Below are 18,738 nucleotides of genomic sequence, written 5' to 3'. Positions count from 1 at the left end.
ACGTTGAATGTTAAATGAGATTAGTTGACTTAAGGAATACGAGTATGATCATGATCGGCACGATGTAGCGAATCAGGAAGTACCAAAGTTTAAAAAGTGATCGGCCTGAATCAGCGCCGGATTCGAACTCTTTTTGTACCTCGATCCTTTTCATTTGATAGCCGATGAAAAGGGATATGAACAATGCGCCGACTGGCAGCGCGATATTGCTTGTCAGATAATCAGCGAAATCGAATATGGATAAATTGAAAATCTTCACATCCGAAAGCACCCCGAATGATAATGCGCTTGGAATCCCAATTAAGAAAACGGTGATACCAGCTATCCAAGAAGCCTTCTTACGCTTTGCAGCATCACCCTTGATCATGGCGGCAACGACGATTTCAAGAATGGAGAATGCCGTCGTAAGGGTGGCAAATAATAATAATATGAAGAAAATGAACATGAAAATCCCGCCAAGCGCCATTTCATTGAAAACGGCTGGCAACACGACAAATACTAATCCAGGCCCGCTTGAAGGACTGAAGCCTAGTGCGAAAACAGCCGGGAAGATGACCAAACCAGCCAGCAAGGAAATGAAGATATTCAGTCCAACTACCGAAAAGGCCGATTTTGTAATATCTTCTTTTTTGCTTAAATAGGATGCGTAGGTTACCATCACGGAAACACCGACACTTAGTGCAAAGAAGGATTGGCCCAGTGCCAATAGGATCGTTTCCCCTGTTAATGCGGAAAAGTCCGGCTTCAAGAAGAATTTAACACCCTCCATCGCTCCATCCAGAGTCAAGGAACGGATAAGAAGAATGATGAAAAGGATGAACAAGGAAGGCATCATATATTTATTCGCCTTTTCAATTCCCTTGGAAACGCCGCCTTGCACGACCCAAATGGTAAAGACCATGAATAATAACTGAGCGATGACCGTTTCATAAGGATTACTGATTATCTTATTGAAGAAGTTTCCATATTCTTCTTGCGTCAAGTTTGAGAGGGAACCTGTAAAGCTTCTGGCTAAATAAGAGATGATCCAGCCTCCAACAACACTGAAGAAGGAAAGCAGAATGATGGAAGCGACGACACCGCCATATCCGATCAATGCCCAAGGCTTCCCCGGGGCGATATGTTTATATGCGCTAATGGCATCTTTCTGTGCATTGCGGCCAATCGTGAATTCGGCTATTAATATCGGTGCCCCGATAAGCAGGGTGAATAAAATGAAGAGCAGGAAAAAGACCCCTCCTCCATTTAGCCCAGTCATATATGGGAGCTTCCAAATGGCGCCCAATCCAATAGCGGATCCTGCGGCTGCCAGGATGAACCCAAGTTTTGAAGTCCATTGATCTTGTTTTGACATGATGGAAAAACTCCTTTAGATGTAAAAAATATCTAGCTGCATATTACATTTTTAAAACATTTTCTCATCTTACTATGATTATGCGGAATTGAATAGTGTTTTAATATTACAATCTTTAGAAAAATGAGTAAATATATTAAGGGGAATAGAGGTTATTTGCAAATTATTAGGATAAGTTATAAATAAAGATCTTATAATATTTATTATTTCCAAAAAACAAACATTTTTAATGAGTAAAATCCTAAAAAGTATGGTATACTTAACTTTGATTATTTTCCAATTATGTGATATAATTTTTTATTGCGTGAAAAGACGAAAAAATATATATAAAATAGGAGTGTTACCATGTCTGAAAAATTCGAAATTGGTGCGGTAGTTGCTGGTAAAGTTACTGGTATTCAACCATACGGTGCATTTGTTGCTCTAGATGATTCAACTCAAGGTTTAGTTCATATTTCTGAAATTACTCACGGCTTCGTTAAAGATATCAACGAACATTTAAAAGTAGGCGATGAAGTGAAAGTTAAAGTTCTTTCCATCGATTCAGCTGCTGGAAAAATCGGCTTATCGATCCGCGCTACAGAAGAAGCTCCTGAGCGTACTGAAGCTCCGAAAAAAGCTCCGAAAAAACGCCAAGCATCTGTTAAAGCGACATCTCACATCGAATCTACTGAAGGTTTCAACACATTGAAAGACAAACTTCAAGAGTGGATTGAACAATCTCAACGCGAAGACTTAATCAAAAAATAATTTTTTGGAACCGGCAGATCCTTCGATCAGCCGGTTTTTTTTGTCCAGGGGCATATGAATGAAATAAAGCCGGGTCATGTGTTTTCCATGGTCCGGCTTTATTTTATAGAACATAAACATTATCCATGGTCAAGACCTCAACGAGTCGGTTTGGTTTCAGGCTCCCTGGAAATTTCAGGACTTGGTTTAAAGAGAAGACCAAGATTAATGAGACCGGCGATTCCAACCAATCCATAAACGATACGGGCCAATCCAGCATCTTGCCCTCCGAAAATCGAAGCGACCAAGTCAAATTGGAAAAAACCTATTAATCCCCAGTTGATTGCCCCGATTATTGTAAGAACAAGTGCAGTTCTTTGTATTCCACTCATTGTACAGCCTCCTTTTTTGAAAAAATCAGTTCTTTACTATCATGCTTTTTCATCATGTAAATATACATCCACTCAAAAGTTCCGGGCGGATATTTTGTATTTAAATGGAACATTGGTCATAATGAATAAAAGAAAAACTAGCACTTGGCACTGTCGATAATTCAAAAACGGAGTCAATGTGGCATTAAAGGAGAGATACCATTGGAGAATTTCACATATAAGAATCCTACTAAAGTAATTTTCGGGAAAGGTCAGCTTGAAAGCTTAAAAACTGAAATTCCTGCGTATGGCGATAAAGTTTTACTTGTATACGGTGGAGGAAGCATAAAGAAAAATGGTTTATATGAAAAAGTGGTCAATGCCTTGAAAGAGATCAATGCAGAGGTGCACGAACTTTCCGGAGTTGAACCGAATCCACGCATCTCGACAGTCCGGAAAGGTGTTGACCTTTGTAAAGAAAATGGTATCGACTTTGTCCTTGCTGTTGGAGGAGGAAGCGTTATAGACGCTACAAAGGCCATCGTTGCGGGTGCTAAATATGAGGGGGATCCATGGGATCTTGTCATCAAGAAGGCACCAGTCGAAGAGGCCCTTCCATTTGGAACGGTGCTGACTTTAGCTGCAACAGGCTCTGAGGCGAATTCCGGATCTGTCATAACAAACTGGGAAACGAAAGAGAAATACGGATGGGGAAGTCCATTGGTATTTCCGCAATTCTCCATTTTGGATCCTGAAAATACTTTTTCAGTACCGAAAGACCAGACGGTATACGGAATGGTCGATATGATGTCACATGTGTTCGAAACGTACTTCCACCCGGAAACGCATGCACCGCTGCAAGACCGTTTTTGTGAATCGCTGTTATCTACGGTGATTGAAACAGCACCTAAACTATTGGAAGACCTGGAGGATTATGAGCACCGGGCCACTATCCTGTATGCTGGAAACCTAGCCTTGAATGGGTCGCTTGGGGTTGGTTACAGCGGTGATTGGGCAACGCATAACATTGAACATGCCGTTTCAGCTGTTTATGATATCCCGCATGCAGGGGGATTGGCCATCTTATTCCCAAATTGGATGAAGCATGTGCTCCAAGAAAATGTCGCACGCTTTAAACAAGTTGCAGTCCGTGTATTCCATGTAGATCCGGAAGGTAAAACGGATGAGGAAGCGGCCCTTGAAGGCATTGAAAGACTTAGGTCATTTTGGAGCAGCTTAGGGGCGCCGACCAATCTTTCGGATTATGGCATCGATGACTCACAATTGGAAGTCATGGCTGATAAAGCGATGAGCAGAGGGGAATTTGGACGATTCAAGGTCCTGAACCGTGAAGATGTCCTTGCCATTTTACGGGCTTCATTATAAACAAGTGATATGATCCGCTCTCCCACCTTGCCGGGTGGGAGATTGCTTTATATGCATAATTCGTTATTTACATGATCGATTTCTTGATTATGAGAATTACATCAGATAAAGTGAAAGGGAAACTAAAGAATTCAAGGAGGAATTTGAATGGCCCATATTCGTTTCGATTATTCAAAAGCCCTGCCGTTTTTCGGGGAGCATGAAATTACTTATTTACAGGATGCTGTAAAAGTGGCACACCATTCCCTGCATGAGCAGACAGGGGCAGGCAATGAATATCTTGGCTGGCTTGATTTACCCGCCAATTATGATAAAGAAGAGTTCTCAAGGATCAAGAAAGCGGCAGCGAAAATAAAAGAAGATTCAGATGTGCTGCTGGTTATCGGAATCGGCGGATCATACCTGGGAGCACGAGCGGCGGTTGAGATGCTTCAACATAGTTTTTATAACATTTTACCGTCGGATAAAAGAAATGCACCGCAAATTTTATTTGTGGGTAATAATATAAGCTCTACATATATGCAGGACGTAATGGACCTATTGGAAAATAGGGATTTCTCGATCAATGTCATCTCTAAATCCGGTACGACCACGGAGCCTGCTCTGGCCTTCAGGATTTTCCGGAAACTGCTGGAACAAAAATACGGTGTTGAAGAAGCTAAGAGCCGCATTTATGCGACCACTGATAAAGAAAAGGGCGCATTAAAAACGGTAGCAACGGAGGAAGGTTTCCAAACTTTCGTCATTCCTGATGATGTTGGCGGACGTTACTCGGTCTTAACGGCTGTAGGACTGCTTCCGATTGCGGTCAGCGGGGCGGATATCGATCAAATCATGGAGGGAGCCGAGCGTGCTAGGGCGGACTTCAGTTCTTCCGAGCTAGGTGAGAATCAGGCTTACCAATATGCGGCGGTTCGGAATATCCTTTACAATAAAGGGAAAACGATTGAAATGCTGATAAACTATGAGCCTGGACTTCAATACTTCTCTGAGTGGTGGAAACAGTTATTTGGAGAAAGTGAAGGAAAGGATCAAAAAGGGATATTTCCTTCATCGGCTAACTTCTCGACCGACCTTCATTCATTAGGGCAGTATGTTCAGGAAGGACGGCGTGACCTTTTTGAAACAGTCATCAAGGTGGAAAAGGCCCGTCATGAAATATTGGTTGAAGAAGCGGCCAATGACTTGGACGGCCTGAATTACCTATCAGGTGAAACGGTACAATTCGTGAATAATAAAGCATTTGAGGGTACGCTGTTAGCCCATACGGACGGTGGCGTTCCAAACCTGATCGTAACGGTTCCGCAACTCGATGCTTATACTTTTGGCTACCTGGTATATTTCTTCGAGAAAGCTTGTGCAATGAGCGGTTACTTACTGGGTGTAAATCCATTTGATCAGCCTGGAGTGGAAGCCTATAAGGTGAACATGTTTGCTCTTTTAGGCAAGCCTGGTTATGAAAAGAAAAAAGCTGAGCTCGAACAGCGCTTATAATAAAAAAGGCATCAAGCTGGAATTACATCCAGCTTGGTGCCTTTTTTTTCTGTTTGAAAAGCTAAAGTAGTGTCAGGCGAAGAGAAGGAAACTTCACAAAAGCGTAAGGGGAGCTTGGAACTCCCATTCCTTTTTCCAATTGAAGGAACAATAGGCCAGGCCAGGTTTTTTTTAAGGCACTTTGGTTAAGCTAATAGAAAATTAGCGAAAGAGGTTTTATACAATGATTAAAATTTCTTCTCAATTGGAAGGGAAAACATTCGGTTTGTTCGATCTGGAGACGAAGTTAAAACCGGTAGGATATGCGATTGGCGGAGGATGGGATTATGACCACGGGTCTTTTGATTATAAGATTGATGACAGTGATGGCTACCAATTCTTGAGAGTCCCTTTCAAGGCTGTTGATGGTTCACTCGATCAGGACGGGGTAATGGTCGAACTCTTACAACCGTTTTTGTTATCTCATAAGTACGAGGACGGGATCGACGATGAAGGAAATATCGGAAACCTCTCCGCCTCCTTCAATCAGTTTGCCGAGCCTGAAAATCCGGATGCTGAATTTCCGGAAAACTATATCTCATTAGGAAAAACGCTTGTCCGTGATTTGGAAAAGCTTTTATTACATTAATCTTCAATAATGAGCAGGGTGTCATCACGATGTATGATTACATCTCCGGGGGGCTTGATTAAGGTCTTGCCTCCTGAAATGATGCCGACCAATAAAATGTCTTGATCGAATAGCTTAACGTTCAACTGTTTGAACGTCAATTCCACCCAGTCATCCTGGATGGGCAGCTGTTTGAGGCTCAATCCATCCCGCTCATTTTGTTCTCTGGCTTCCGTCATGATCCCCTTCGATAAGCAATCCTGCATATATTCACTCGCGAATTTATTCGTTTCGACTATACCGTCCGCCCCAGCCCGTAAAGCATTTTCCTTTTGTTCATGTGTCAATATTTCCACGAGACAATACACATGCGGATTCAGCCCTTTGACGGCCAGTAACGTTAATATCGAGAACATATCCGTTTGCAGCTCGTCTTGTTTAAGATCAGCCGTGATCAGGACGCGCATGGCTTGTTTAATATTGGCTTTCTGCAAAACGGAATCCAATGTAGCTTTTCCTTGGATAAAGTGGATATTCGTTCTTGGAAGCGGGTGCTTTTGCAGTGTATCATCGATAAGGACAATGGATTGATGGTGCTTACGATCATGAATGTTTTGGATGATTCTCTTGGAACGGCCATTCCAGCCCACAATGATAATATGTCCGCCGCCGCTGAATACTTTCTTTCCTGTTAGAAATTGCTGTTCATTGGATATGGAAATTTTAGCGATGTACGCAAAATAAGAGGTAATCAGGCCAGCGCCTGACAAAATGAGGACCATCCCAATGATTTTACCAAGATTGGTCACGGGAGTGAAATCTCCATAACCGACCGTTGACATCGTCACGATTGCCCACCAGATGCCATCAAGTAAGGTGGGGAATCTCTTCGGCTCCACAATGTGGATCAAGACCCCGAATGAAAGTAAAAATAATGCGATGATGGAAAGCAATCTGATGAAACGCGGGAATCTGGGAACGGTACTGATGTATGGACCGATTCGAATCATTTTTTTCACACCCTTTGAGCTGTTCCTTATAGTATGGTCAAAAAAGGCTTGGCTCATAAGGGTCCGGACAGACAAACTTTCAATGATGAATATCGGCATATTGACTATCGAATTACGGTAAATGATAAAAGCCCTCCGGAAGATGTCGGAAGGCTTTTGGTGCTGAGTCACGTATCCTGAATGGACTTCATGCTCGATGATTGATTATATGCCCGTTTCAGCTTCGGTATTCCTTTATCTTTTGTTAAACCCTTCTCCGTACGTTGAAGTTATCACTGATGAGCAGCCAGTTTTGAGGGAAGGCTAGGCCGAGCTTCCAATAACTCATTCCCCTTAGGTTCAATTCTTTGAGTAAATCGAATTTTGCCTGAATGGATCTGGCATCTTCAAACCACACCTCATGCTGCCTATCCTCAATATCGGTATAATTGAAGTGCGGCGCCTGTGCGGTTTCATCATACTCGATGGAAACATCATTGTCCGCCGCAAGCTGGATGGCCTGCTGCGGACTCACGGCCCTGGCAGTGGTTCCCTGTACAAAAGGCAGGGTCCAATCATAGCCATATAGATTTTGCCCCATCAGGATCTTGTTGGAAGGAATATCGGTGACGGCATATTCGAGAACATCCCGAACAGGTCCAATAGGTGAAACTGCCATTGGGGGTCCGCCGCTATATCCCCATTCATATGTCATGATGATGACGAAGTCGACGATTTCACCATGTGCTTTATAGTCATGGGCTTCATACCAGCGGCCTTTTTGCTCAGCACTTGTTTTAGGGGCCAGTGCCGTGGAAATGAACCATCCTTCCTTCTTGAAGCGATCCCTGGCTTTTCGGAGAAATTGATTATAGGCTTCTCTGTCGGCCGGCCGTAAATACTCAAAGTCAAAGTGGATATCGCGGAAACCATATTTCTTAGCCGTTGTAACAATATTGTTCAGGAACTTATTCTGAACGGAAGTATTCGTTAAGATGATTCGCCCGAGCTCATCGCTGAATTGGTCATTCTCCTGATTCGTGATCACCATCATCAGGACATTTTTATTTTCTCTGGCGATGGCAGGGAAGTCATTGAGTAATGGCTCTTTTAAGGAGCCGTCTCGCAGCGCCTGGAAGCTGAAAGGGGCTAGGTAGGTTAAATAGGGCGCAGCTTCCCTGGCAGCCGTTTCAAGGGCCGGTGCAACCGTCGTACCCCTCGGCTCGACATAGCCGTTAAATTCGGCGGTCCTTTTCCTCCGTGCCGGAATATAGAGCCGGTATCCAACTGATAGGATTTGATTTTCGGAAATGCCATTTATATTTGCCAATTCTTGAACAGGGACATCAACCCTTTGGGAAATGGAATAAAGACTATCACCCGGTTGAACGAAATAATAACTGCCGACGATTGGAATGACAAGGGCCTGCCCCGAAACAAGATTATTTGGGTTAGGGATCTTATTTGATTCAACTAGCCTGTCAACGGTTACGCTGTACGTCTGGGCGATGCCATATAACGTCTGGCCTGGCCTAACCACATGTATTTGCAATTTCTTTTCCCTCCTACTGAAAGTTTCCTAACAGTTTATGAGCATAAAAAGAAATTCATGATAAAGAGCTTAGGATTGTGAGAAACACAGATGAAAAAATACAATAAATTGGCAATAATAATTTAAGCTTAAAATGCTAATTAATATTAGTAGGAGGTGAAAACACATGGCAAACAACAATAACAGCAATCAACTTTTAGTATCTGGTGCAGAACAAGCTCTACAACAAATGAAAAATGAAATCGCTAGTGAATTTGGTGTAAACCTAGGTGCTGACACTACTTCTCGCGCTAACGGATCTGTTGGTGGGGAAATCACAAAACGTTTGGTTCAAATGGCTGAACAACAACTAGGCGGTTCAAACTTTTCTCGTTAATTAATTGAATAAATATGGATTTGAAAGAGAAGGGGCATCGCTCCTTCTCTTTCGCGTTCAGCCATGTGACTGCCAAGCTTTTAAAATCTTGATTGCCTTTTCAGGGAAATCGGTCATGATGACGTCGACTCCCAACTCTGCCAGCCTGACGATGTCGGCTTCATCATTGGCGACCCAAGGCCGGATTTTATATCCAAGTTTTTTCGCTTTTTCTCTAACTGCTGGAGTCAGGCTGTTTTTATCTGGATGAAAACCCGATTCCTTTTTATCACGTAAGATTTCTTCGAAGTTTTCAGGTAGTCCCTCGAACAATAATGCACGTTCAAGATCTGGGGCAAGCATCTTCACTTTTTCAATGGATTTATGGTTGAAGGAAGAGAGGATCACCCGATTTTCCATTCCATATTGACGAATTAAATCAATTATCTTCTGTTCAATTCCTTCGTAAGCGAGTTTATCCGTTTTGATTTCGATATTCATCAATAAAGCATTTCCCATAGCCCAGTCGAAAACGTCCATTAAAAAAGGAATCTGCTCCCCAAGGAATTCATTGGAAAATTTACTCCCGGCATCAGCCGTTTTCAGTTTTTGTCCCGAATGATCCTTTACATAACCAGTAAGGGTGGTCGTTCGATCTAATGTTTCATCATGGATGATGACCAATTCACCATCAGAACTGAGATGGACGTCGAACTCGATCCCCTCGGCACCGATTTCTGCCGCCTTTTGAAATGCAGCCATGGTATTTTCAGGATGCGTCCCCTTGGAACCTCTATGAGCGAAAATCAGTATGTTTTGCAAAATCATCACTTCCCCTTTAAACTTTATCTTGAACCCTATCATACATGTACCCGTAAATTGTTTCAGCAATGTTTAATAGACAATATTTTAAACAACGAGTAAAATACATATGATATTTCCATAAATAGGTGTTCGAATTATGAGGTGAATAAAATGAATATGTGGGAAATTTTTGTTGCAGTTATTCTTGGTCTTGTAGAAGGATTAACTGAATTTGCTCCTGTATCGTCTACAGGGCATATGATTATCGTCGATGATTTATGGCTGAATTCGAAAGAGCTTTTCGGGAGTGAAGTGGCCAATGCCTTCAAGGTAGTCATCCAACTTGGTTCGATACTCGCCGTAGTCGTGCTCTTCTGGGGACGATTCATGGACTTGCTTGGTTTAAGGAAGCTGAAAGGCACATCTGCTGTGAACGGTCCAAAGCTTAACCTATTGCAGGTTATCGTCGGCTTGTTACCGGCTGGCGTTTTAGGTCTATTATTCGAAGATTACATTGATGATCATTTATTTACGATGAAGACGGTTATCGTCGGCTTGTTCTTGGGTGCGTTTTTGATGATTGCTGCGGATAAATTCCGTCCAAAGCTGACTGCAGAAACGGTTGACCAAATCACTTATAAACAAGCCTTCGGTGTAGGGTTAATTCAATGTTTGTCACTATGGCCGGGATTCTCGCGTTCAGGCTCGACCATTTCCGGTGGAGTGCTATTGGGAATGAGCTACCGGGCGGCTTCCGATTTCACGTTCATCATGGCAGTGCCGATCATGGCTGGTGCCAGTTTGTTGAAAATCGTGAAATACTGGGAACACTTCACACCTGAAGTTCTGCCATTCTTTATTGCAGGTTTCATCAGTGCATTTATCTTTGCATTATTCTGTATCCGCTTTTTCCTGATTTTAATCAATAAAGTTAAATTGACTCCTTTTGCCATTTACCGGATCGTCTTGGCGGTTGTGCTTCTATTCATTATTTGGTAATGCGAAATGAAGCTTGAAAGAGGAGAGGAACCACCCCGTTGATTCGGGGTGGTTTTTTTGTGTGTCCGAAAATAATCAGGATTCCCATCAAAATCATGACGAATGATAATTGAATTCTGTAGTTTTTAATTCGTCATTATTGAGTAAAAACTCAATAAATCTTTTTATAATAAAAAAATATTCGGTTTTTAGTGCAGTTTCAGACATAATTAGTAAAAAAAATATAAATGAAATAAAGCTGCCTGAGCGTAATGACACCAACGTGTTTGGGTATTTATTGTAATATTCAAATGATTACATAAACTATTTCCGTATAATTTATATGATATAATTTTAGTATAAATAAAGTACATGTGTACACCTGGGGAGGACAACATGGGAAATGACCAATTGAAGAAAACGATTGGCTTTTGGGTTGGAACATCTATTGTAGTTGGTACAGTTATCGGTTCTGGTATTTTCATGAGACCTGGTGACGTGCTTGAGTTAAGCGGTAATTCAACCATGGCCTTGTTAGCTTGGCTGATAGGCGGTCTGATTACCCTTGCAAGTGGGTTGACGATTGCGGAAGTGAGTACACGGATTCCTAAAACTGGCGGCTTATATGTCTATATGGAAGAAGTGTACGGAAAAGCATGGGGATTCCTATGTGGCTGGGTTCAGACATTGGTATACGGACCTGCAGTCATGGGCGCGCTCAGCTTATACTTCGGGATATTAGTTGCAGGAATATTTAAGATCGCTCCAGGCTACACTTTGGCGATAGGGATTTTTACGATCGTATTTATAGCAGGCATGAATCTTCTGGGGACAAAATACGGCGGTATCATCCAAACCTTATCGACCGTTGCTAAATTGATCCCAATCATTTTCATAGCGGTGTTCGGTATCGCACAAGGTGATATGCCTGTATTCAATATGAATAGTGAAAGTTCAATGAAAATCAGTATGGCCGGTGCGATTTTGGCTACGCTTTGGGCGTATGATGGCTGGATGAATGTCGGCTTCATGGCAGGGGAAATGAAAAACCCACAGAAAACATTGCCGCGGGCAATCATAACGGGATTAGTCGTGGTCATGGTCGCTTACTTGGCTGTGAACCTTGCCATGCTTCATGTATTGGGGGCAGAGGGAGTCATTGCGCATGGTACGAATGCAGCGAATGTTGCAGCAACGCTTTTATTCGGTGAATTGGGCGGGAAATTGATATCGATCGGAATAGCAATTTCAATCTTCGGTTGCTTGAACGGAAAGCTTTTGACCTTTCCGCGCATTACCTTGGCGATGGCGACTGATAAAATGATACCAGGCCATAAACAAATCGGAAAAATATCGCCCAAGTTTAAAACGCCTATAAATGCGACGGTATTGCAAGTGATTATTGCAATCATTATGATGGTTGCAACAGACCCTGACAAACTTACCAATATGGCTGTTTTCTCTGTCTTCTGTTTTTATGGATTAGCCTTCTTTGCGGTCTTCATCTTACGCAGAAAAGATCCGGATGCAAAAACGTATAAAGTGCCGTTTTACCCATTCATCCCCATCGTGGCGATTGCTGGCGCAATATATATTGTTTTAAGCACATTAATCCAAACACCTTTAAATGCCCTGTACTCAGTGATCATCCTCATTATCGGTATGCCAGTGTACTGGCTCCTGAAGAAAAGTGAGCGGGATGGTAAACGTTCAAATTAATGAAAAAACCTTCACTGCATGCAGTGAAGGTTTTTTTTATAAGTTGCTGGAATGAAATTTTCCCGTTGGACAAAAGTGACGAAATAGACAACTCGGGAAGTTCGTATTAACATAGGGGGAAAGTTAAATAGTGAAGGGTCTGAACAAAAGTGAATTATATCGAGCCTGCTGGTAAATCATTCAGGAAAACAATCTTGGCTTTATTTCTTGGTAGCTTTGTAACGTTTGCGGATCTGTATAGTACCCAACCGGTCATTCCGGTTTTCGCAAAGCAATTCGGAGTCTCTCCTGCAATGGCAAGCCTTACATTATCTTTCGCAACAGGAACGCTTGCACTCTGTTTATTGCTTGTTTCTTTTTTCTCAGAAAATATCGATAGGAAAAAAATAATGGGGACGGCGCTCACTCTGTCTGCATTGTTATCCATATGTGTCAGCTTCATACAGGATGATCTATACATCCTGATTGCAATACGGGCGATTCAAGGAGCGGTGCTTGCAGGTTTCCCGGCCATTGCGATGGCCTATATCAATGAAGAGTTTCATCCGAAAAGCCTTGGCTATGTGATGGGAATCTATGTGAGCGGTTCGAGTATCGGCGGATTGGCTGGCAGGCTGATTGTCGGGGTGCTGACAGACCATTTCTCATGGAACATAGCGATTGGAAGCCTTGGAGCTTTAAGTTTGATCATCAGTCTGGCTTTTTGGTGGATGCTTCCGCCTTCGCAGCATGCCGTCCGCGCAGGAGTCTCAATGTCGAGAATCAAAACCTCCCTTATCAATAACTTAAGGAATAGCCGACTAGTACTCTTATTCGGCATGGCCTTCCTATTAATGGGCTCGTTCGTTACCGTTTATAACTTTGTGGGTATACCTTTAATGGGACCGCCATATCATTTATCACAAACATTGATTGGCTTCATTTTCATAATCTATCTTGTGGGGACATTTAGTTCTACATGGATGGGAAAGCTCGCCGATCAATATACTCGAAGGATTGTACTTCTTACCGGAATCGCTATCATGCTGATGGGCGCCCTTTTAACCTTATTGGATCCGCTATTGCTGAAAATAATGGGGCTTGCACTGTTTACATTTGGCTTTTTTGGAGCTCATTCAATTGCGAGCAGCTGGGTCGGAAGCTTGGCTGATAAGAGTGAAAAGGCACAAGCATCCGCTTTATATCTCCTGTTTTACTATGCGGGATCAAGTATAGTGGGGGCATCAGGCGGTTTATTCCTGATGAAGTTCGGCTGGGGAGGGGTCATCTCGGCTGTGTCGATCCTGATCATCCTTGCTGCTGCTTGTGTGATGATGGTTGAAAAGAAAATCGTTAAATAAAATGATCTTTTCTATCATGTTTTTCCGGAATGCTGAATATAATCTAGTGAAAATGGATATTGAATAATAGATTGATAAGAGAAGAGGGTAATAGATAGAGTGAATCGAAAAGCAGTAATTCTCATTGGGTTAATAGCCGTTTTAATTATATTATTCGTTGTATACTTAACAAGTCCGGGCAGATTGGAAAAGGTGGAGATTGTTGAAAAATACTATCCTCATTTCTCCGATGGCAAGGCAGTCGGTTTTAAGACGAACGAAGTCATTGATGTTACGGAAACCGAAGAGGGATCCAATTGCGCAATGAAATTCAGCAATGGGAAAACATTGGAAATTGATTGTGACCGTTATTTAACATACAAAATTGATGAAACAGTCTATATTACCACTGAAGGAAACCATGTGAAGGAAATCAGGAGAAAAAGGTAGTGGCTTTTCAATAGTTAATGACGGGAGAGCTGAGTTTGCTTAATAAACAAACTCAGCACTTTTATTTTATCCAATGAAAAAACCCAGACCATTTTGGACTGGGTTTTTCATTTTTTATCTTTGCTTTTACTTTTATCCTTTTTATTACGCCGAAGTACATTCAAGATTCTGCGGCTGTTATTTTTACTGTTTATGAGTTCGACTAAATCGCTCATGTTTTCAGATTCGAAGTCCTGTTGATCTTTTTTCATGATAATCCCTCCAAGTCATATATCATAATACCCTTATAAAGAAAAGGGTAAACGTCTATTATCATATTGGTAATAGAAGGATTTTATATCCTTAACCATTCATTATTTGATAAAATGTGATAAAAGCCCTGTATGGGAGGTCTACATGGAAGAATTAAGAATGATCGGTGAAAAAATTGAAAAATTTAAATATATCTTAGTGGAGCATATCGAGTTGTTTGAAGAAGAGGAACCGCTCTATGATTTTGAAACCAGTAAAGAGGTACGGTCAAAGCTTATTCAAATTCATGCAGATGCCTTGATTCATGGAAAGGCACAAGCAATGGAAAGTATGAAAATAACGGGTATGGAAATAGGTAAGCGCATCGTGGATATGGGCATTCCTTTAGATAAGAATATTGAGGAAGCACAGCTTGTGCGGAACCTTTTCTGGAGTTTCATTGAAGAAGAGGTGAGCAATCGCTATTACTCCATTGAAATTCTGTTAAAGGCAAGCTCGATAATTGATGCAATCCTGGACCAGTTCATACACTGTGTAAGTATCAGTTACGTGAATCATTATAAAGAAATGGCGAAAATGGCAAACGATTCTTTGCAGAAGATAAAAGAAAACCAAGAAGTCATGGAAGAATTGTCCACCCCGATCGTTCAGACCGTATTAAAGGATGTGCTGCTCTTACCGTTGATCGGACGCATTGACGATTGGAGAATGGAGTCGATGCAATCGACGGTGCTGCAAAAATGTGCAGATCTGCATGCGGAAGTATTGATCATGGATTTCTCGGGAATTACCTTTACGAAGGAAGGCAATATGCTCTCCCTGCTGGATCAATTAGTGGGGGCACTGGCGTTGATGGGAACGGAGACGATGTTTGTCGGTTTTACCCCTGATGTCGTGAAAGAGATCGTCAAACTTGATTTCGCAAATCAGGTAAAAGCCTTTCTATCGTTCAGACAGGCCTTGGAATATCTGTTTAATCAAAGAGGGCTGGCACTTCAGCCAGTATGATGGAGGTATCCTTTTTTTAGGGTATCTTTTTTTCTATGTCAGGCTAACATTCCTGCAGCTCCCATATTTAATCGCCCATCGATATTTCTCCATGTTATAGTGAAGTGACGTGGACGGACATGTTGTTTTTGATTTAAATTAAATAGGACATGTAAAGCGTTGTAAGGAAGGTGGTTGAAGAGTGTTTTTTAAGAAAAATGAAGAACCAGAACATTACGAAAAATGGTATTGTGTAGGAATCATGACGGATAATGGGCTGGAGGATGAAGAATATGATGTTTTGTCCAAACGGATCCTCGACTCGGTCCAAAATGTCTCGGTCATATCGGACTTGGTAAGGGTGGAATGGGATCGGGATAAATTGCGAGCCTTGAATGAACGTTTTGGGGACCCTTCATTTTCCGACCCATGTTTTATCATTAATGAATTCATACCAGAGGATATAAAAAAAGAAAGAAAACTTTTGGAGAAAACTCATAAATGGAAGAGAATCTTCGGTCTCCTCTCCCCGATTGAATACATGGAAGCGGAGACGAAGGCGGCCCATGACTTTGATAAAGCTCTCTTTTATACAGACGATGCAGATAAAGTGATTGAATACATTATTGCAAATAGCTAGCATTCCCTGCCACATCGATACATTGTATCGGTGTTTTTGCATTTGATTTAATGTTTATCGGAGCAATTTCGCAGTAGTAAATCGACCTTGTACGGTAACGATTCGACCTTTCGCGGTAGTAATCCGACGTGAGCGGAATAATTCCGACCTTGTACGAGTATAATCCGTCCTTAAGCGGTAATAATTCGACCTTGCACGTTAATAATTCGACCTTGCGCAGGAAAAATCCGTCCTTGAACCTTTTCAACCTTACTGAAATAAAAAGAGAGAATGTAAGCATGTTGGTAGGAAAGATGGGTGGAAACGCGGAATATCTTAAATAGAAAGAAAGAGAGTTTTATGGGGAGAGAGAGGGAGATGAATCGATGGAAGTTGCCGTACCTCAGCAAAAGCCAAAACGGAAGTGGAGAAAGCGGGTGCTATGGAGTTTTGGAATCGTGATTATACTTTTGCTGTCTGTCTTGATTGCTGCAAATGTATTTCTTTCAAGATCCTTGCCGGAAACGAAGGGGGAAATATCGCTTCCAGGTCTTTTGAAACCGGTTACGGTCGTGAGGGATTCAAGTGGGGTCCCGCATATCAACGCAGCGAATGAACATGATTTGTATTTAGCCCAAGGGTATATCCAAGCACAGGATCGTTTATTTCAAATGGATTTAAGCAGGCGTCAGGCTTCAGGAAGATTGAGTGAAGTGATTGGTGAGAAAACCGTCAAAAACGATAAGTATTTCCGTACACTTGGGTTGAGGCGGGCGGCTGAAGCCTCTTATGCAGCATATACAAGTGAAGGGAAAGAAGCCTTGGATGTGTTTGCCGAGGGGGTAAATCTTTATATCAATGAATTGAAGGAGAATGGGAAATGGCCGGCGGAGTTCACTCTGCTTGGATACGAACCAGAGCCGTGGACACCCGTCGATTCGCTGACCATCGGTAAATATATGGCCTTTGATTTAGGCGGGAACTGGGAAGATCAGGCGTTTAGGCAGTATTTGCTGCAAACGTTCCCAAAGGAAAAAGCATATGATTTATTTCCTGATTATCCAAAGAACGCTCCATATATCATCAGTAAGGAAGAACTGGATATTGAAAAAAGTTTTGCAGGGGCCGTTATTCCTTATGAATTCAACGGCAGCAATAACTGGGTAGTTTCAGGCAAGAAAACGGATTCCGGTCAGCCGTTATTGGCCGATGATCCCCATCTGGGATTAGCTACACCGTCCGTGTGGTATCAAATGCATTTGGAGGCCCCGTCGGTCAATGTGAGCGGTGTTATTTTTGCCGGGATTCCGGGAATCATCCTTGGTCATAACGAAAAGGTGGCTTGGGGTGTGACCAATACCGGTCCGGATGTACAGGATCTGTATATTGAGAGGAGAAACCCGGAAAACGAGAAAGAATTCTCCTACAAAGGTAAATGGGAAAAAGCTGAAATCTTGGACGAACCCATCAAGGTGAAGGATGGTAAAACACTCGACTATAAAGTGACGGTTACCCGCCATGGACCGGTTGTCTCAGAGTTTGCCGGGAAAAGCGGAAAAGATACCGTGCTTGCATTAAGGTGGACGGCACTTGATCCATCTGCCGAGCTTGAAGCGGTACTGAATATGAATAAAGCGGGAAGCTGGAAAGAATTCGAAAAGGCACTCTTGCAATTCGAAACGCCGGCCCAGAATTTCGTCTTTGCCTCAGTCGACGGTACCATTGCCTATAAGGCGAATGGGAAAATCCCAATCAGGAAAAAAGGCGATAGTATGCTGCCTGTACCTGGCTGGACGGATGAATTTGAGTGGAAAGGCTATATTCCCTTTGATGAACTTCCAAAAACGGTGAATCCGGAAGAGGGATTCATTTCGACAGCGAATAATAAGGTCATCTCAGACGATTATCCTTACCACATCAGCAATAACTGGGCACAGCCGTACCGTCAGATGAGGATACAGGAGTTTTTAAAAGCCAATAAAAAGCTTACGGCCGAGGATATGCAAAGCCTGCAGATGGATACAGTGAATTTGCAAGCTAAGGAGTTTGTTCCTCAATTCGTGGATGTATTGAAAGGTCCATGGGGGAAACAGGAAGACCAGGCACTGACGATTCTGGAAAAATGGAATCATATTGATTCCGTTGACGAAGCCGCACCTATGATTTTTAATGTCTGGATGAGAAAAATAGGTGATGTACTGCTTAAGGAAGAAATACCGGAGGAAACCCTCAACCTCTTTAATGGAAGGCGTTCGGCCGTCGATGAACTACTAAGGCGGGCACTGGACGGTAAGCCGGGCCCTTGGATTGAAGAGGCAGGCGGACTTGAGCAGGTGCTTGCCAAGTCGCTGCAGGAGACCTTAACGGAACTGGAAGAATTACAAGGGGATGATATAGCTGATTGGGAATGGGGAGACTATCATCAGGTCAGGTTTAACCACCCGCTATCGAGTGTCGCCCCATTAAATTATTTATTTAACAGCGGCGGCGGAATGCCGGTAGGCGGCAGCAGTGTCACCGTACAGGCGGCGGCATTTTTAGATGATGGAACCGTTAATCATGGCGGCTCCTGGAGATTTGTCATCGACCTAGCCGACATGAATCAAGGATATCACCTCGTTGGCCCGGGTCAATCAGGTAACGTGAAAAGTGAGTGGTACCATGATCAGCTTGAAGATTGGGCAGAAGGTACTTATCATAAAACCACTTTAGATGACCCAATAGGTGACACGCTGACATTGAAACCATCATACTGATATTCAGAAAAAAAGTA

At 42.5% G+C, this 18,738-nt stretch carries 18 protein-coding genes; 12 read left to right on the top strand and 6 right to left on the bottom strand.

What is annotated here, in order from left to right:
* Positions 1-10 precede the first annotated feature (10 nt).
* A complete protein-coding gene (locus OSJ91_RS25335; protein ID WP_260358696.1) occupies positions 11-1,354 on the bottom strand; it encodes a sodium-dependent transporter in 1,344 nt (447 codons plus the stop codon).
* A 345-nt stretch (positions 1,355-1,699) separates the two neighbouring features.
* Between OSJ91_RS25335 and yugI the strand changes: the two genes are divergently transcribed.
* A complete protein-coding gene (gene yugI, locus OSJ91_RS25330; protein WP_063234086.1) occupies positions 1,700-2,104 on the top strand; it encodes a S1 domain-containing post-transcriptional regulator GSP13 in 405 nt (134 codons plus the stop codon).
* A gap of 137 nt (positions 2,105-2,241) precedes the next feature.
* Here yugI and OSJ91_RS25325 read toward each other — a convergent pair whose 3' ends face one another.
* Positions 2,242-2,475: a DUF378 domain-containing protein gene (locus OSJ91_RS25325; protein ID WP_063234087.1), complete on the bottom strand. Its 234-nt coding sequence runs from the start codon at positions 2,473-2,475 to the stop codon at positions 2,242-2,244.
* A 201-nt stretch (positions 2,476-2,676) separates the two neighbouring features.
* Between OSJ91_RS25325 and OSJ91_RS25320 the strand changes: the two genes are divergently transcribed.
* From OSJ91_RS25320 to OSJ91_RS25310, 3 genes are all read left to right on the top strand, one after another.
* A complete protein-coding gene (locus OSJ91_RS25320; RefSeq protein ID WP_485890657.1) occupies positions 2,677-3,840 on the top strand; it encodes an iron-containing alcohol dehydrogenase in 1,164 nt (387 codons plus the stop codon).
* Positions 3,841-3,987: 147 nt separating this feature from the next.
* Positions 3,988-5,334 carry a glucose-6-phosphate isomerase gene (locus OSJ91_RS25315; protein WP_350300436.1) on the top strand — a complete coding sequence of 449 codons (1,347 nt, stop codon included), beginning with the start codon at positions 3,988-3,990 and terminating at the stop codon, positions 5,332-5,334.
* Between the two features lie 223 nt (positions 5,335-5,557).
* The gene (locus tag OSJ91_RS25310; protein WP_350300435.1) at positions 5,558-5,962 is read left to right on the top strand and encodes a YugN-like family protein; all 405 of its coding nucleotides are present in this window, start codon (positions 5,558-5,560) and stop codon (positions 5,960-5,962) included.
* Here the strand turns inward: OSJ91_RS25310 and OSJ91_RS25305 are convergent.
* Both OSJ91_RS25305 and OSJ91_RS25300 read right to left on the bottom strand, forming a co-directional pair.
* The gene (locus OSJ91_RS25305) at positions 5,959-6,951 is read right to left on the bottom strand and encodes a potassium channel family protein (protein ID WP_350300434.1); all 993 of its coding nucleotides are present in this window, start codon (positions 6,949-6,951) and stop codon (positions 5,959-5,961) included. The genes OSJ91_RS25310 and OSJ91_RS25305 overlap by 4 nt on opposite strands.
* Positions 6,952-7,195: 244 nt before the next feature.
* A complete protein-coding gene (locus tag OSJ91_RS25300) occupies positions 7,196-8,482 on the bottom strand; it encodes a glycoside hydrolase family 18 protein (protein WP_350300433.1) in 1,287 nt (428 codons plus the stop codon).
* 166 nt (positions 8,483-8,648) lie between these two features.
* Between OSJ91_RS25300 and OSJ91_RS25295 the strand changes: the two genes are divergently transcribed.
* Positions 8,649-8,858, top strand: coding sequence for an alpha/beta-type small acid-soluble spore protein (locus OSJ91_RS25295; protein ID WP_034310322.1), 210 nt, complete (start codon positions 8,649-8,651; stop codon positions 8,856-8,858).
* 57 nt (positions 8,859-8,915) lie between these two features.
* Here OSJ91_RS25295 and OSJ91_RS25290 read toward each other — a convergent pair whose 3' ends face one another.
* Positions 8,916-9,665, bottom strand: coding sequence for a glycerophosphodiester phosphodiesterase (locus tag OSJ91_RS25290; RefSeq protein ID WP_413019878.1), 750 nt, complete (start codon positions 9,663-9,665; stop codon positions 8,916-8,918).
* 147 nt (positions 9,666-9,812) lie between these two features.
* Between OSJ91_RS25290 and OSJ91_RS25285 the strand changes: the two genes are divergently transcribed.
* From OSJ91_RS25285 to OSJ91_RS25270, 4 genes are all read left to right on the top strand, one after another.
* On the top strand, positions 9,813-10,640 hold the full coding sequence (locus OSJ91_RS25285) for an undecaprenyl-diphosphate phosphatase (RefSeq protein WP_350300431.1): 828 nt from the start codon (positions 9,813-9,815) through the stop codon (positions 10,638-10,640).
* A gap of 375 nt (positions 10,641-11,015) precedes the next feature.
* Complete coding sequence (locus OSJ91_RS25280) at positions 11,016-12,338, top strand: APC family permease (protein WP_350300430.1); 1,323 nt, start codon at positions 11,016-11,018, stop codon at positions 12,336-12,338.
* Positions 12,339-12,487: 149 nt separating this feature from the next.
* Complete coding sequence (locus tag OSJ91_RS25275) at positions 12,488-13,678, top strand: MFS transporter (protein WP_485890656.1); 1,191 nt, start codon at positions 12,488-12,490, stop codon at positions 13,676-13,678.
* A gap of 99 nt (positions 13,679-13,777) precedes the next feature.
* Entirely contained in the window at positions 13,778-14,107 is a 330-nt protein-coding gene (locus OSJ91_RS25270; protein WP_101223592.1) for a hypothetical protein, read from the top strand.
* A 107-nt stretch (positions 14,108-14,214) separates the two neighbouring features.
* Here OSJ91_RS25270 and OSJ91_RS25265 read toward each other — a convergent pair whose 3' ends face one another.
* Complete coding sequence (locus OSJ91_RS25265; protein ID WP_485890655.1) at positions 14,215-14,358, bottom strand: hypothetical protein; 144 nt, start codon at positions 14,356-14,358, stop codon at positions 14,215-14,217.
* Between the two features lie 145 nt (positions 14,359-14,503).
* On the opposite strand from OSJ91_RS25265, the gene OSJ91_RS25260 reads away from it, so the two are divergent.
* The 3 genes from OSJ91_RS25260 (at position 14,504) to OSJ91_RS25250 (ending at position 18,721) form a co-directional block, all read left to right on the top strand.
* Positions 14,504-15,367: an STAS domain-containing protein gene (locus tag OSJ91_RS25260; RefSeq protein WP_485890654.1), complete on the top strand. Its 864-nt coding sequence runs from the start codon at positions 14,504-14,506 to the stop codon at positions 15,365-15,367.
* 181 nt (positions 15,368-15,548) lie between these two features.
* Positions 15,549-15,986: a hypothetical protein gene (locus tag OSJ91_RS25255; RefSeq protein WP_350300426.1), complete on the top strand. Its 438-nt coding sequence runs from the start codon at positions 15,549-15,551 to the stop codon at positions 15,984-15,986.
* A gap of 365 nt (positions 15,987-16,351) precedes the next feature.
* Complete coding sequence (locus tag OSJ91_RS25250) at positions 16,352-18,721, top strand: penicillin acylase family protein (protein WP_350300425.1); 2,370 nt, start codon at positions 16,352-16,354, stop codon at positions 18,719-18,721.
* Positions 18,722-18,738 lie beyond the last annotated feature (17 nt).

This window comes from Bacillus sp. T-10(2022), from assembly GCF_056502895.1.
Note: the sequence above shows the minus strand (reverse complement) of the source record. Positions and strands in the feature narration are given on the sequence as shown.